General features: G+C 54.4%; 14 protein-coding genes. 9 read left to right on the top strand and 5 right to left on the bottom strand.

The window, feature by feature from the left end:
• Window positions 1–4 precede the first annotated feature (4 nt).
• From PMI17_RS19815 to tldD, 4 genes are all read left to right on the top strand, one after another.
• Window positions 5–598, top strand: a complete 594-nt coding sequence (locus tag PMI17_RS19815; protein WP_007891979.1) for a nucleoside triphosphate pyrophosphatase — start codon at window positions 5–7, stop codon at window positions 596–598.
• Window positions 588–2,057 carry a ribonuclease G gene (rng, locus tag PMI17_RS19820; protein ID WP_007891980.1) on the top strand — a complete coding sequence of 490 codons (1,470 nt, stop codon included), beginning with the start codon at window positions 588–590 and terminating at the stop codon, window positions 2,055–2,057. Before PMI17_RS19815 ends, rng begins: the two co-directional genes overlap by 11 nt.
• Window positions 2,058–2,103: 46 nt before the next feature.
• Window positions 2,104–5,922, top strand: coding sequence for an AsmA2 domain-containing protein YhdP (gene yhdP, locus PMI17_RS19825; RefSeq protein ID WP_007891981.1), 3,819 nt, complete (start codon window positions 2,104–2,106; stop codon window positions 5,920–5,922).
• Window positions 5,923–5,986: 64 nt separating this feature from the next.
• Entirely contained in the window at window positions 5,987–7,432 is a 1,446-nt protein-coding gene (gene tldD, locus PMI17_RS19830; protein WP_007891982.1) for a metalloprotease TldD, read from the top strand.
• A gap of 41 nt (window positions 7,433–7,473) precedes the next feature.
• Here the strand turns inward: tldD and aaeR are convergent, their stop codons facing one another.
• A complete protein-coding gene (gene aaeR / locus PMI17_RS19835) occupies window positions 7,474–8,391 on the bottom strand; it encodes an HTH-type transcriptional activator AaeR (protein ID WP_036621938.1) in 918 nt (305 codons plus the stop codon).
• A gap of 258 nt (window positions 8,392–8,649) precedes the next feature.
• On the opposite strand from aaeR, the gene aaeX reads away from it, so the two are divergent.
• The 5 genes from aaeX (at window position 8,650) to PMI17_RS19860 (ending at window position 13,617) form a co-directional block, all read left to right on the top strand.
• Entirely contained in the window at window positions 8,650–8,853 is a 204-nt protein-coding gene (aaeX, locus tag PMI17_RS19840) for a p-hydroxybenzoic acid efflux pump operon protein AaeX (RefSeq protein ID WP_007891984.1), read from the top strand.
• A 9-nt stretch (window positions 8,854–8,862) separates the two neighbouring features.
• Complete coding sequence (aaeA, locus tag PMI17_RS19845) at window positions 8,863–9,792, top strand: p-hydroxybenzoic acid efflux pump subunit AaeA (protein ID WP_007891985.1); 930 nt, start codon at window positions 8,863–8,865, stop codon at window positions 9,790–9,792.
• Window positions 9,793–9,803: 11 nt separating this feature from the next.
• A complete protein-coding gene (gene aaeB / locus PMI17_RS19850) occupies window positions 9,804–11,756 on the top strand; it encodes a p-hydroxybenzoic acid efflux pump subunit AaeB (protein ID WP_007891986.1) in 1,953 nt (650 codons plus the stop codon).
• Between the two features lie 111 nt (window positions 11,757–11,867).
• Window positions 11,868–13,322 carry an NAD-dependent succinate-semialdehyde dehydrogenase gene (locus PMI17_RS19855; RefSeq protein ID WP_007891987.1) on the top strand — a complete coding sequence of 485 codons (1,455 nt, stop codon included), beginning with the start codon at window positions 11,868–11,870 and terminating at the stop codon, window positions 13,320–13,322.
• A gap of 25 nt (window positions 13,323–13,347) precedes the next feature.
• Window positions 13,348–13,617, top strand: coding sequence for a hypothetical protein (locus PMI17_RS19860; protein WP_036621939.1), 270 nt, complete (start codon window positions 13,348–13,350; stop codon window positions 13,615–13,617).
• 51 nt (window positions 13,618–13,668) lie between these two features.
• Here PMI17_RS19860 and yhcN (PMI17_RS19865) read toward each other — a convergent pair whose 3' ends face one another.
• From yhcN (PMI17_RS19865) to argR, 4 genes are all read right to left on the bottom strand, one after another.
• On the bottom strand, window positions 13,669–13,935 hold the full coding sequence (gene yhcN, locus PMI17_RS19865) for a peroxide/acid stress response protein YhcN (protein ID WP_007891989.1): 267 nt from the start codon (window positions 13,933–13,935) through the stop codon (window positions 13,669–13,671).
• A 101-nt stretch (window positions 13,936–14,036) separates the two neighbouring features.
• The gene (locus PMI17_RS19870; RefSeq protein WP_007891990.1) at window positions 14,037–14,303 is read right to left on the bottom strand and encodes a YdgH/BhsA/McbA-like domain containing protein; all 267 of its coding nucleotides are present in this window, start codon (window positions 14,301–14,303) and stop codon (window positions 14,037–14,039) included.
• Window positions 14,304–14,391: 88 nt separating this feature from the next.
• Complete coding sequence (yhcN, locus tag PMI17_RS19875; protein WP_007891991.1) at window positions 14,392–14,655, bottom strand: peroxide/acid stress response protein YhcN; 264 nt, start codon at window positions 14,653–14,655, stop codon at window positions 14,392–14,394.
• A gap of 489 nt (window positions 14,656–15,144) precedes the next feature.
• A complete protein-coding gene (gene argR, locus PMI17_RS19880) occupies window positions 15,145–15,615 on the bottom strand; it encodes a transcriptional regulator ArgR (protein ID WP_007891992.1) in 471 nt (156 codons plus the stop codon).
• Window positions 15,616–15,847 lie beyond the last annotated feature (232 nt).

The following is a 15,847-nucleotide window of genomic DNA, read 5'->3' on the forward strand; positions in this document are numbered from 1 at the left end:
TACTATGATTAGCCTGTACCTCGCGTCTGGTTCACCGCGTCGCCGTGAGCTGTTAACGCAGCTTGGTCTGCAATTTGAACGCCTGATAACCCACGTAGAAGAGCAGCGCCAGCCAGAAGAAGCGGCTGAAGCCTACGTGCGTCGTCTGGCATCTGATAAGGCGCGCGCGGGAGTCGCGGTAGCACCACAGGATCTGCCGGTTCTCGGTGCCGATACCATTGTGGTACTAAACGGTGAAGTACTGGAAAAACCGTGCGATGCCGCCCACGCCGCCGAGATGCTGAGCAAGCTGTCTGGACAAACTCATCAGGTGATGACCGCCGTGGCACTGGCCGATACGCAGCGCGAGCTGGATTGCCTGGTGACCACCGACGTGACATTCCGCAAGATGTCGGCGCAAGAAATTTCGCACTATATCGCCAGCGGCGAGCCGATGGATAAAGCCGGCGCGTACGGAATTCAGGGCCTTGGCGGCAATTTTGTCCGCAAGATTAATGGAAGCTATCACGCTGTAGTGGGATTGCCGCTGGTTGAGACCGGCGAGCTGCTGAGTCATTTTCAGTCACTGCGCGCGTTAAGGGGACAAGATGACGGCTGAACTGCTGGTAAATGTGACACCTTCGGAAACGCGTGTTGCTTATATTGATGGCGGCATTCTGCAGGAAATCCACATTGAGCGCGAAGCACGACGCGGCATTGTGGGCAATATCTATAAAGGACGCGTCAGTCGCGTCTTGCCGGGCATGCAGGCGGCCTTTGTCGATATCGGCATGGATAAAGCCGCCTTCCTGCACGCCTCTGACATCATGCCGCACACCGAATGCGTGGCGGGTGATGAGAAGAAAAATTTTGTGGTGCGCGACATCGGTGAACTGGTGCGTCCTGGCCAGGATTTGATGGTGCAGGTGGTAAAAGATCCGTTGGGCACCAAAGGCGCGCGCCTTACCACCGACATTACTTTACCTTCGCGCTATCTGGTGTTTATGCCGGGCGCCTCGCACGTTGGCGTATCACAGCGTATTGAGAGTGAAGCGGAGCGTGAACGCCTGAAAGCGGTGGTTGCAGCTTACTGTGACGATCTCGGTGGTTTTATTATTCGTACCGCCGCAGAAGGTATTGGTTCTGAAGAGCTGGCGCAGGATGCTGCTTTCCTCAAGCGTTTGTGGACCAAAGTCAGCGAACGTAAAAAGCGCAATCAGACGCGCTGCCTGCTGTACGGTGAGCTGGCGTTAGCACAGCGCGTGCTGCGTGATTTCGCTGGCGCGGCGCTGGATCGCATTCGCGTGGACTCGCGCCTGACCTGCGATTTGCTGGTGGAATTCACCAGTGAATATATTCCGGAAATGGCCAGCAAGCTGGAACTGTACAGCGGCAAACAGCCGATTTTTGATCTGTTCGATGTTGAGAACGAAATCCAGCGCTCGCTGGAGCGCAAGGTGGAGCTGAAGTCCGGCGGCTATTTGATCATCGATCAAACCGAAGCGATGACCACGGTAGATATCAACACTGGCGCGTTTGTCGGACACCGCAACCTCGACGAAACTATTTTCAATACCAATATCGAAGCGACGCAAGCTATCGCGCGTCAGCTGCGGCTGCGCAATCTCGGCGGCATTATCATTATTGATTTCATCGACATGAGTAATGATGAACACCGTCGCCGCGTGCTGCATTCGCTGGAAAGTGCGCTGAGCAAAGATCGGGTGAAAACCGGCATTAACGGATTCTCGGCGCTGGGTTTGGTGGAAATGACGCGTAAACGTACGCGTGAAAGTATTGAGCATGTGCTGTGTGCCGATTGCCCGGTGTGCAAAGGGCGCGGCACGTTAAAAACGGTTGAAACCGTCTGTTATGAGATCATGCGTGAAATTGTGCGCGTGCATCACGCCTACGATTCCGACCGCTTCCTGGTGTACGTTTCACCTGCAGTGGGCGATGCCCTGAAGGGTGAAGAGTCACATGCGCTGGCGGAAGTGGAGATCTTCGTCGGCAAACAGGTCAAAGTTCATGTTGAGCCGCTCTATACCCAAGAGCAGTTTGACGTCGTCATGATGTGATCGTGAGGTTCAGCTCCGTAAGCCAACGGACAGCAAGGAGAGGTGTGTGAGGCGGTTGCCGAGGATTTTGTTACTGCTGCTCGCCGCAATCATCGTTATTGTGGCGCTGCTGGTCAGCGGGTTGCGCCTCGTGATGCCGCACCTCAACCATTATCGCAGCGATATTCTGCAGACGATCTCGCGCGTCAGCGGTGTCACAGTGGACGCCAGCGAACTGCAGGGTAAATGGGAGAATTTTGGCCCCACGCTGCAGGTGCGCAACCTTAACGTTTCGATGCAGGAGGATGGTCAACTGACCATCGGCCGCGTCAATCTGGCGCTCAACGTCTGGCAATCGCTGTTGCACTGGCGCTGGCAATTCCGCGATCTCACCTTCTGGCAACTGCGCCTCGAAACCAATCACCCGTTGCTCACCAGCGACGAACAGAAAAACAGCTTCAAACCAGCACAAATCAACGATCTATTTTTGCGTCAGTTCGACCACTTCGATTTGCGTGATAGCAGCATTCGCTTTCTTACGCCGTCCGGCCAACACGCCGAACTGGCGATTCCACGCCTCACCTGGTTAAACGAAAATACCCGTCACCGCGCCGAAGGTGAAGTGAGCCTCTCCAGCTTTACCGGGCAGCATGGCGTGGTGCAGGTACGGCTCGATCTCAACGATAACAACGGCTTGCTTAGCGATGGTCGCATCTGGATGCAGGCCGATGATGTTGATGTGCGGCCGTGGATTGGCCCATGGCTACGCGATAATACCAGCCTCGAAAGCGCGCGTTTCAGCCTCGCCGCATGGGTGAATTTGCGCGATGGCGACGTCTACGCCGGCGATCTGCTGCTGCGGAAAGGCGGGGCGCGCTGGCGCGGCGAGCAGGGCGATCATCAGCTGCAGGTCGATGGTTTAACTGCACATATGTCGCGTTTCCAGAACGGCTGGAGCCTTACCGTACCGCAAACCCGTTTGAGCACCGACGGCATCGCATGGGCGCCGGGACATTTTTCACTGCTGTGGAAACCGGAAGATAAGCAAATGCTCGGTGCCAACAGTGCGCCGGAAGTACGCGTACGTGCTACGCAACTTGATTTAGAACGTCTGGCGCCGATCCTTCCGCTGTTTGCCCCGCTTTCACCGACCCTGCTGGACAACTGGCGTTCGCTGCAACCGCGTGGCCACATCGACGCGCTGGCGCTGGATATTCCACTGCAGCAGCCAGACCAGACGCGCCTGCAGGCGAAATGGCGCGATCTCGCCTGGCAACAGTGGGAACTGCTGCCGGGCATCAGTAACCTCAGCGGTAGCGCCAGCGGCAGCTTGAACAACGGCTTGCTGGATGTGGCGATGGGCCAGGCCGAAGTGCCGTACGGTGATATGTTCCAGGCGCCGCTGCAGATTAAGCAGATCACCGGTCAGCTTAACTGGCTGCGCGATGCCAATGGCTTGACGCTGGATGGACATCAGCTTGATGTGCAGGCGCGTTCGCTGTGGGCGCACGGTGATTTCCGCTACCAGCAAAATCCTGGCAAGGCGCCGCGCCTTGATATTCTCGCCGGGATTCGCGTCACCGATGCCGGCGATGCCTGGCGCTATTTCCCACAACAGCTGATGGGGCACGATCTCACGCACTATCTTAGTGATGCGATTAAAGGCGGGCAGGTGGATAACGCCACGCTGCTGTTTGCCGGCGATCCCTCGCTGTTCCCGTTCAAGCACAATGACGGCATGTTTGAAGTCTGGGTGCCGCTGCGCAACTCCACCTTCCAGTTCCAGCCCGGCTGGCCGGCATTGGAAAACCTCGACATCAATCTCGACTTCCTCAACAACGGTTTGTGGATGAAGGCGGAGAAGACCAAACTCGGCGAAGTGGATGCACGTAACGTTAGCGCGGTAATTCCGGATTACCTGAAAGAGAAGCTGATCGTTGATGGCGATATCAGCGGTGAAGGCAAACAGATCGCTGACTATTTCGAGCAAACCCCGCTGAAACCGACACTCGGCGCAGCGCTGGAGCAGTTGCAGATAGGCGGCAATGTGCGCGGCTCGCTGAATCTCGACATCCCGCTGGATGGCGAACAGGTGCACGCCAGCGGCAATGTGGTGATGAACAACAACACTCTGCACATCAAGCCTTTAAATACCACGCTCAATAACCTCACCGGCCGGTTCCGTTACAACAACGGTAATCTGGAAAGTGAAGAGATGCAGGCGAACTGGTTCGGTCAGCCGACGGGCGTTAGCTTTAGTACTCAGGAAAATCCAGACGATTTCGGCGTTAACGTTAAGCTGCTGGGGGATTGGCAGCCAGGTAAACTGAAAATGCTGCCGCAAGCGATGGCTCGCCAACTGGGCGGAAGTTTGCCGTGGCAGGGGAATGTCGATATTACGTTGCCGCATAAAGGTGGCGCGAGTTACAAGGTTGAACTGAAAGGCGATGGCAAAACAGTAAGCAGTCACTTACCTGCGCCGCTGGATAAACCAGCCGGTGAAGCGATGCCGATTACCATCAACGCCAACGGTGATTTAAAAGGCTTTACCTTGAGCGGCAGCGTGCGCGACCAGCATCGTTTCAACAGTCGCTGGATTCTGGAGCCACAGCTGCGCGTTGATCGCGGTATCTGGTTGAACGATGCGAAAACGACGCCGAAACTGCCGGAAAAACGTGGCATGGAGCTGAATCTTCCTGCGCTGGATGGTGAAGCCTGGATGGGAATGCTGGCTGGTTCGGGCGGCTCACGCAACGCGCAGGGCGAACCTGAAGTGGGCGGCGCGCTGCTGCCGGGCGATTTCATTATCCGCACGCCAGCGTTGACGCTCGGCGGTCAGCAATGGCATGACGTTAATGCCACCGTTACTCAGGGCCCAAGTGGCAACACGCGTTTGCAGCTGGAGAGCCGTGAAGCACGCGGTAGTTTGCAGACGGCGCAGCATACCCCCTGGCAGATCGACCTAAGCTATCTTTATTACAATCCTGAATGGGCCGACAAAAACGACGATAAATCCTCGCCGTTTAGCGGTGGCAGCAGCAACATCAATTTCAGTAGCTGGCCCGCATTGCAGCTTAATTGCGATGAGTGCTGGCTGCGTGGGCAGAAGTTTGGCCACATGCAGGCGAAGCTGCAGCCACAGGGAGATACGTTAGCACTTACTAACGGGTCAATCGACTCCGGCAGCTCGAAGCTCAATGTGGCGGGCGAATGGGTGAATAAACCCGGCAATCAGCGCACCTCGTTGAAGGGCAGCCTGAGCGGCGAGAATATCAATGACGCCGCCAACTGGTTCGGCATGAACACGCCGCTGCGCGATGCACCGTTTAAACTCGATTACGACCTGCATTGGCGTTCTGCACCCTGGCAGCCTTCGGAACAGACGCTGAGCGGCACGCTGAAAACCCACTTTGGCAAAGGACAGATCGCCGATGTGAATACCGGTCGCGCCGGGCAGCTGCTGCGTCTGTTTAGCTTCGATGCCTTGCTGCGTAAGCTGCGTTTCGATTTCAGCGATACCTTTAACGACGGCTTCTATTTTGATTCCATCAACGGCACCGCGTGGATTGAAAACGGCGTGATGCGCACCGATAACCTGCTGGTGGATGGTCTGGAAGCGGATATCGCCATGAAGGGCAACATTGATTTAGTGAAGCGTCAGATTGATATGGAAGCGGTGGTCGCACCGGAAATCTCCGCTTCGGTCGGTGTGGCAACCGCCTTCGTCATCAACCCGGTGGTTGGCGCCGCGGTGTTTGCCGCCAGTAAAGTATTGGGGCCGCTGTGGAACAAGATTTCACTGCTGCGTTACCACATCAGCGGGCCGCTGGATAAGCCGGAAATCAACGAAGTACTGCGCAAACCGCGCGAAGACGAGAAGAAGTGAATTTGACGCCGTCGGGTAATTGCCTCAGGCTATGACTATCCGAGCACATAATGAGTGAGAAACGATGACTCTGAATCTGGTAAGTGAGCAGTTGCTAACTGCGAACAGCATTAATCAGCAGGACCTTTATTCCCTGTTAGGGCAGCTTTCAGAACGTCGTCTGGATTATGCCGATCTCTATTTCCAGTCCAGTTTCCACGAATCCTGGGTGCTGGAAGACAAAATTATCAAAGATGGTTCTTACCACATCGATCAGGGCGTTGGCGTGCGTGCCGTGAGCGGTGAGAAAACCGGTTTTGCCTATGCCGACCAAATCTCCCTGAATGCACTGCGTCAGTCATCTGAAGCGGCGCGCAGCATCGTGCGTGAGCAAGGCAATGGCAAAGCGCATACGTTGTCGGCGGTACTGAACCGTTCGCTATATGCGCCAGTGAACCCACTGGATAGCCTGACGCGCGAAGACAAAATCGCCCTGCTACATCGTGTTGATCAAGTGGCGCGCGCTGCCGATCCGCGCGTGCAGGAAGTGAATGCCAGCCTGAGCGGCGTTTACGAACAAGTGCTGGTGGCCGCCACTGATGGCACGCTGGCGGCGGATATCCGTCCGCTGGTGCGTCTTTCCATCAGCGTACAGGTGGAAGACCAGGGCAAGCGTGAGCGCGGCTCGAGCGGCGGCGGTGCGCGTACCGGTTATGAATTCTTCCTCGCCGATGAAAACGGTGATGTGCGTGCCGATGCCTGGGCGCGTGAAGCGGTACGTATGGCGCTGGTGAATCTGTCTGCCGTTGCGGCGCCAGCCGGTATGTTGCCAGTGGTGTTGGGCGCGGGCTGGCCGGGCGTGCTGCTGCACGAAGCGGTTGGACATGGCCTGGAAGGGGATTTTAACCGTCGCGCGACATCGGTATTCAGCGGCAAAATGGGCCAGCTGGTGGCTTCAGAACTCTGTACCGTGGTTGATGATGGCACTATTGAAGGTCTGCGCGGTTCATTGGCGGTTGATGATGAAGGTGTACCGGGCCAGTACAACATGCTGATTGAAAATGGCGTGCTGAAAGGCTACATGCAGGACAAGTTGAATGCGCGCCTGATGGGCGTTAATCCAACCGGTAACGGTCGCCGTGAGTCCTATGCGCACCTGCCCATGCCGCGTATGACCAACACCTATATGCTGGCGGGTAAATCAACGCCGCAGGATATCATCGAAAGCGTGGAATACGGCATCTATGCGCCGAACTTTGGCGGCGGTCAGGTTGATATCACCTCCGGCAAGTTCGTGTTCTCCACCTCAGAAGCCTATCTGATCGAGAACGGTAAAGTGACCACACCGGTGAAAGGTGCAACGCTGATTGGCTCTGGCATTGAAGCGATGCAGCAGATTTCGATGGTCGGCAACGACCTGGCGCTGGATAAAGGCGTCGGCGTGTGCGGCAAAGAGGGCCAGAGCGTGCCAGTGGGCGTCGGCCAGCCAACGCTGAAGCTGGATAAAATCACCGTTGGTGGTACCGCTTAATCCGCTGTAAGGTCGCCATTTCCGGCGACCTTAATCTCTTTTCACCCTTTCCGATGCTGCTGATATTGCTGCGCCACCTGTTTGAAATACTCCGTCAGATAATCAATACACACCTGTACTTTCAGCGGCAGCTTATCCTTCTCGGTATAGAGCGCATAGACCGGGCGCGGCTCCGAGTGGTATTGCGGGAACAGAATATCGATCTCACCGGCGCCGATCTCATCAATCACCCACATCAGCGGCACATAGGCGATGCCACAACCGGCTTTCAGCCAGCGAATCAGCGTTTGTGAATCGTTGGTCACAAAACGGCCCTGCGGCGTGAGACGCGTCACCAATCCTTCCGGTGCCACCAGTTCAAAGGTGTTATCTGGCCGCACGCTATATTCCAACCAGGAAAAATTGTCGATCTCACCCGGCTTTTCCGGCGTGCCGTGCTGCGCCAGATAGCTTTTGGCCGCACACACCACCATCGGCATTGCCCCCAGACGGCGTGAGAACAGATTCGAATCCTGCAACGCACCCACACGTACCACTAAATCGAGGCCATTGGCGATAAGGTCCGGTGCCGGAATGCCGGTCACCAGATTGACGCTTAAACCCGGATATTCACGTAACATTTCGCTGGTCATCGCCGATAAAACATTCTGCGCCATCGTTGATGAGCAGCCGATGCGAAGAATACCTATCGGCGTGTTATTAAAGGCATACAGCTGCTCGTGCACCTGTGATGCCTCAGCTAACATGCGGCGGCAGCCTTGAAAATAGATTTTCCCGGCTTCAGTCAGTCCAAGGCTGCGCGTGCTGCGGTTGAGCAATTTAACCTGTAGCTCATCTTCCAGTTTGGCGACAATCTGGCTGATAGATGAAACGCTAAGCTGAAGCTGGCGTGCTGCGGCGGTAAATGAGCCCAATTCAACCACTTTGGCGAAAATGGACATGCTTTTAAGTCGATCCATTGTTTAATCTGGCTAAAAAGTGATTTAGCTCACAATATGTAGAAAACGTATAGTCAAGCGCGTTACTATACGCGCGCTGGGTCTCTTCACTGCACCTGAACACGGCTGTGTTAACCCGATGATACGCTATGATTAGCTCAACGCGGCCTGAATGTTGCCATCAGTTTATCCGTCTTCCCCTGAGCATAAACCCAACGTGCCGCTCGGCATGTGGGCAGGTATCGGTGCAATCCGGCAAGGTCGAACTAAGGATCCGAAATGAGTGTGCTTCCGGTATTTGTCGTATTCGGGCTGTCTTTTCCGCCCATCTTCGTAGAACTATTGGTTTCTCTGGCGCTGTTCTGGCTGGTGAAACGCGTGCTAACGCCTAGCGGGATCTACGATCTGGTTTGGCATCCAGCACTGTTTAACACCGCGTTGTATTGCTGTGTGTTTTACCTTGTATCCCGTTTATTCGTCTGAGGTTTTTAAGTGAAAGCGCTAATAAGAAAAATCGCGCGATACGCGATTACGCTCCTGCTGGTTGTCATCGCAATCGTGATCATCTTCCGCGCCTGGGTGTTCTACACCGAATCACCGTGGACGCGTGATGCTAAATTCTCCGCCGATGTCGTGGCGATCTCGCCAGACGTCACCGGCATCATCACTGACGTGCCAGTGCACGATAACCAGCTGGTGAAAAAAGGCGACACGCTGTTTGTGGTCGATCGTCCACGTTACCAAAAAGCATTGGATGAAGCGCAGGCAGACGTTGAATATTACCAGGCGTTGGTAAGCGAAAAACGTCGTGAAGCCAGCCGCCGCAATCAGTTGGGCACCAGCGCCATGTCGCGTGAAGCGATTGAGCAATCCAATAACGATCTGCAAACCAGCGAACATCAGCTGGCCAAATCGGTTGCGACGCGCGATCTGGCGGTAATCGACCTCGATCGTACCACCATCAAAGCGCCATCAGATGGCTGGGTCACTAACCTCAACGTGTATCAGGGCGAATTTATTACGCGTGGTTCAGTGGCGGTCGCGCTGGTACAGCAGCACTCCTTCTATGTGCTGGCCTACATGGAAGAGACCAAGCTGGATGGCGTGCGTCCCGGCTTCCGCGCGCAGATTACGCCGTTGGGTAGCAATGTGGTGCTGCGCGGTACCGTCGACAGTATTGCTGCGGGTGTCACGAACAGCAGCAGCACCAGCGACAGCAAAGGCATGGCGACCATTGACTCGAATCTGGAGTGGGTTCGTCTGGCGCAACGTGTGCCGGTACGCATTCGTCTCGACGATCAGCCAGGCAACCGCTTCCCGGCAGGTACTACCGCGACGGTGGTGATCACCGGCGCGCAGGACCGCGAAACCAAAGTCTCGCCGCTGACGCAGTTGTTCAACCGCCTGCGTGAGTTTGGTTAAGCGAGGGCGATATGATTGAGTTTTTGCGTTTCCCGGTAAAGCTAACCTTCGCGCTGGTTGCGGCGTTGATGATTGGCTTTCACTTCAATCTGGAAACGCCGCGTTGGGCGGTGATGACCGCCGGCATCGTGGCCGGTGGTACCGCTTTTGCTGCAGGGGGCGATCCCTACTCTGGCGCACTGCGCTATCGCGGCATCCTGCGCATCATTGGTACCTTTATTGGCTGTATCGCCGCGCTCACCATCATGATTGCCACGGTGCGCGCGCCGGTGGTCATGTTGCTGATCTGCTGCCTGTGGGCGGGCATGTGCGTCTGGCTCTCTTCGCTAATCAAAGTGGAAAACTCCTACGCACTTGGCCTTGCGGGTTACACCGCGCTGATCATTGTGGTGACGGCGGATGCCAGCGGCGGCTTAACGCTGGCGCCGCAATATGCGGTTGAGCGCTGCAGTGAAATCGTTATCGGTATTCTGTGCGCGATTCTCGCCGACATGCTGTTCTCGCCGCGCTCAATCAAAAAAGTGATTGAGCAGGAAGTCGATGCGCTGCTGGTGGCGCACTACAAGCTGCTGCAAATGTGCGTGGCTCATACAGATAAAGACGAAGTGGACAAAGCCTGGAGCGCGTTAGTGCGTCGCACTACGGCACTCAACGGCATGCGTAGCCAACTGCTAATGGAGTCGTCACGCTGGAAAAATTCCAGCCGCCGTCTGCAAATGCTGAATACGTTGTCGCTGACGCTGATCACTCAGGCCGCCGAAACCTTTCTGATTCAAAATTCACGTCCGGAATACATTCCACCGCACTACCGCTTGCTGATCGAAAAAGAGGTCAACAACGTCAACGATGTGCATAAACGCATGAAGTTGATGCGTCGCTTAATTGGCGTGAGCAGTAAAACCGTGCCGGTCACGCTGGCGAGTTGGGTGGGTGCGGCAACCGAATATCTGCTGCTCATCAATGGCATAAAAAGCAACAGCCGTATCACCACGCTCGAAGAGAGCATACTGCAACGCGAAGTGGTGATTCAGGCGCGCTCGGCCGAAACGCATCACGCGATGATTAACGGCGTACGTACCTTTGTCGCCACCGCACTGGGTTCGCTGTTCTGGTTGTATACCGGTTGGACGTCGGGCAGCGGCTGCATGGTGATGCTGGCGGTGATTACCGCGCTCGCGATGCGCATGCCAAATCCGCTGATGGTGGCGAAAGATTTCCTTTACGGCATGACGGTGGCGGTACCGCTCGGTGCGCTCTACTTCATCTTTATTCTGCCCGCTACCCAGCAAAGTATCTTGCTGTTATGCATCGCCATTGGTGCGCTGGGCTTTATCGGTGGCATTTTTGTACAGCGCCGTCAGTTGGGAACGCTGGGCGCGCTGATTGGCACCCTAAACGTGCTGGTACTCGATAACCCGATGAAGTTTGAGTTCAACGTGTTCCTCGACAACGTGCTGGGCCAGGTTATCGGCTGCTTCGTGGCGATGATGGTGATTCTGCTGATTCGCGATAAATCGAAAGACCGTACCGGACGTAAACTGCTCAATCGCTTTATGTATGCTGCTGTGGCCGCTCTTACCACCAATCAGGCGCGTCGGCGTGAAAACCATCTGCCGGCGCTGTATCAGCAACTGTTCTTGCTGCTCAATCTGTTTCCCGGCGATATTAATAAATATCGCATCGCGCTGACGCTGATTATCGGGCATCAACGCCTGCGAAATGCCGAAGTGCCGGTCAATGCAGATTTATCAGCCTATCACCGCCAGTTGCGCTCTACCGCCGATCGCATCGTTTCTGCGACCAGCGATGACAAGCGGCGTTACTATTTCGAGCGCTTGCTGCAAGAGTTAGAGATTTATCAGGAGAAGCTGCAGCACTATTCAGCGCCGGATAACGTCACCGAGCCGGTGAAACGGCTGGCACTGATGTTGGATAAGTACCAGAACACGCTAATACAAATCTGAAACTGGCCGCTGCAGCATGCAGCGGCCTTTTAGATCCCACGCTGACACAAAAACCTCTGATAATGGCATCTATACTTTCCTGACAGGACGTAAACTGACAGGAGAAAACCGATGTCCACTTCCCTGCAACAACACGAATTATTCAAAACCGGCTACTTCGCCGATGGCCAATGGCAAAAAGCCAGCGCGACCTTTGATGTCACTAATCCCGCCACCGGCGAGGTATTAGCGCAGGTAGCGAAAGCCGGCACAAAGGAAACTGAACAGGCGATTGCCGCTGCGCAGCGAGCCTTTCCTGCCTGGCGCGATAAAACCGCTAAGGCGCGTGCCGAAATCCTCAATCGCTGGTATCAGCTAATCATCGAAAACAAAAGCTGGCTGGGCCAACTGATGACGGCGGAGCAGGGTAAACCGCTCAAAGAAGCCGAAGGCGAAGTGGAATATGCCGCCAGTTTTATTCAGTGGTTTGCCGAGCAGGCAAAGCGCGTCAATGGAGAAATTATCCCGCCCGCTAAACCAGGCTCGCGCATTCTGGCAACGCGCGAACCGATTGGCGTGGTTGCCGCGATCACGCCGTGGAATTTCCCGATGGCGATGCTGACGCGCAAACTCGGTCCCGCTTTGGCCGCCGGATGTACTGGCATCATTAAACCGGCCAATAACACGCCGTTAAGCGCATTTGCGCTGCTGGCTCTGGCGCAGAAAGCTGGCGTGCCGGATGGCGTGCTCAATGCGGTAGCGGGCGATACGCATGCGATCAGTGATGCGATTATGGCCAGCAAGGCGGTACGTAAAATCTCCTTCACCGGTTCAACCGCCGTGGGTAAAACGCTGATGCGTAACGCTGCGGAAACCATGAAAAAAGTCTCGATGGAGTTAGGCGGGAACGCGCCCTATATCGTGTTTGAAGACGCGGATATCGATGCCGCGGTGCAGGGTGCGATTGCCAATAAGTTCCGTAACGCCGGACAGGTGTGCGTCAGTGTTAATCGCTTCTATGTACACAACGCTGTGTACGATCGTTTCGTCAACCAGCTGGCCGAGGCGGTGGGGAAACTTAAAGTCGGTAACGGCGCAGAAGAGGGCGTCATTGTAGGCCCGCTGATTGAACAGTCCGCGTTGGAAAAGGTGGAAGAGCATGTCAAAGACGCGCTGAGCAAAGGTGGCAAACTGCTGGTCGGCGGTGAGCGTCATCCGCTCGGCGGTAATTTCTGGCAGCCGACGGTCATCGCGGAAGCGCATGAAGCGATGAAGCTAGCGCAGGAAGAGACGTTTGGGCCGGTAGCGGCTTGCTTCCGTTTTGACGATGAAGACGATGTCATTCAGCGCGCCAATAACACTGAATATGGTTTAGCGGCCTATTTCTACACGCAGAATCTTCAACGCGTATTCCGGGTTTCTTCGGCGCTGGAAGCCGGCATGATTGGCATTAACGAATGTGCGGTGTCCACCGAACTGGCGCCGTTCGGCGGCGTGAAAGAGTCCGGACTGGGACGCGAAGGTTCGGTACTGGGTATGGAAGAGTATTTGGAAGTGAAAGCGCTGCACCTCGGCGGACTAAATTAGCCGCTGCGATTAAGAGGGCGTCATGATGAGAACCGAGCGTTTCGATTTCGACGAAATTGTCGATCAAGCCCATTTCTACCGCCAGTTTAGCGATCGTTTTGCACTGGCCGATCTCACCATCAACGATCTTGATGATCTTTGGGATGCGATCGTCGGTGAGCAACTGCCGTTGCCGCTGGAGATTGAGTTTGTAAATCTGGGGAAAGGGCAGAAACGCCGGTATGGCGCATTGATTCTGCTATTTGATGAAGCAGAAGAGGAGCTGGAAGGCCAGCTCCGCTTCAATGTAAAGTAAAAAAGGGCCCCGGCGAGCGGGGCCAAAGGGTTCGTCTTAATTGACGAGGAATTACTTATACAGCTCAGCGGTGACGTGATAGCTGTCGCCGGTTTTAGCTTCAATAACTTTGTAGGCGCTGGCACCTTGCTCATCCGCTTTCTGTGAAAGCTCGGCACGGTAATCCATCGGTGAACCGCCGGTTCCGCTAATTGAAATAGTGCTGCCGGTAGGTTGCAGATTCTGCGCCTGTTGTTCGGTAACCAGTTGTGCTGCGGAAGCACCAAAGGCTAACAGGGAAAGCAGGCTAGCAGTTGCGATGGTTGTTTTGATTTTCATAATTTTCTCCTCGTTTAATCAACAACCTGCGGCAGAAAGGGGTGGGCGGGTCGTCGATCTATTGCCTGGCGCCGTCTGGGCACCGGACGTTCAATTAATGATTATTTATACAGTTCAGCAGTCACGTGGAAGGTATCGCCACGGTTGCTCTCAATGATGCGGTAATGGCTGGCACCTTGAGCATCGGCCTTCTGCGACAGTTCCTGGCGAACATTGGTCTGGTCGCCATCAACACCGCTTACGCTGATAGTTTGGTTCAGAGATTGCAGCTGTTCAGCTTGTTGATTGGAAACCAGGCTTGCGGCGCTTGCGCCAAAAGAAAGAACAGAAGCCAGGCCCAGTACTGCGATAGCTAATTTGGTTTTCATGATTCACTCTCCTGAAATTTGGGTAGGCAACCTGAGAGGCAAGGGCGTCTTAAACGGGTCGCCGTTCACATTGCGTTGAATCTGTAACTTATTTGTACAGTTCAGCGGTCGCGTGGTAGTTGTCACCGGTATTCGCTTCGATCACTCGGTAAGCTTTTGCCCCTTGCTGATCGGCTTTGTCATTTAACTGCTGACGAATATCCATTGGGGAGCCACCCACGCCGCTGACGCTGATGGTGCCTGCGGGTTGCAGATTCGCAGCCTGTTCGGCATTGATAGAATCTGCTGCAAAAGCACCAAATGACAGGGCAGAGAGAACACTTAGCGTTGCGATAGTAGTTTTAACGTTCATGATATTTTTCCTCGTCGTCTATTTTTATCTTTTTCTTTCATGTGATTTGCATCACGAAACTAAGTATAGATCTAATCACTCACGAAATTAATATCTAGCTAATAATGTTTGGTTGTAATTCTTTATCCTTATGGCACTTTTTTAGAACCGGAAGTTATAAAAAACGCCTGGATCTTAACCAATGACAGCTAATTCAATGTAAAAACAATGATCTACATCAAATTATCTTTTAGTGCGAAAGATCATGGTTGATCTCGCTGGCTGATACGCTGCGGGTAGGTAATGACACTTAGGACCGTATGTAAAGCAGCGTAAAATAGCGCATTAGGTTAAGCAGGCGCAAAGGTCGTACCAATCCTCATGGAGGAAAAGAACCGCTGGGTATATGGATAACTTATTATTTACAAAGGAATTTGTAACAGCATGGTTACGGATGATGCGGGTGAGGAGAAATAACCGGCAGAGATTCTGCCGGCATGCAGCAGGTTTTTATAGCTCTTGTTCGAATAAAACCAGTACAGCATCGTGCAGCTGTTTCACCGAGAAGGTGCGCGCAGGGGTAATAAAGATGGTGTCATCACCAGCGATGGTGCCGAGGATACCTTCGGCTTTGCCGAGCGAATCCAGCAGGCGTGCAATCAGCTGCGCCGCGCCGGGGCTGGTGTGAATTACCACCAGGGCATCGTTGTAGTCGATATCCAGTACCAGATTTTTTAGCGGGCTGGTGGTGGTGGGGACGCCGAGCTCGGCGGGCAGGCAGTAAACCATCTCCATCTTGGCATTGCGCGTGCGCACCGCGCCAAACTTGGTCAGCATACGAGAAACTTTGGACTGATTGATGTTCTCGAAGCCGTCTTCCTGCAGCGCCTGCACAATTTCGCCCTGGGAGCTGAATTTCTCTTCCTTCAATAAGGCTTTAAACGCCTTAATCAAGTCGTCTTGTTTTGATGGGTTTCGCATAAGCTACCAATAAAAGAGGGTTGCAGCAGGCAACAGGCCTACGGCAGATAAATTATTATGCATTTAGATGAATTTTTATGCAATAAGTCTGGTGAGAGAATCGCGGTTACACCCTGCGGGGGCGAGATGATACCAGAGTTTTACGCCGCGCCAAAATCGCGGGTTGGCGCGCAAAGCGAAGGTTGCAAAGTTGTTATATTATTGATGTGGTAACAACTATATCGATGATCAT

The organism is Pantoea sp. GM01 (genome assembly GCF_000282675.1).
In the GTDB taxonomy this organism is placed as follows: Bacteria; Pseudomonadota; Gammaproteobacteria; order Enterobacterales; family Enterobacteriaceae; genus Pantoea; species Pantoea nemavictus.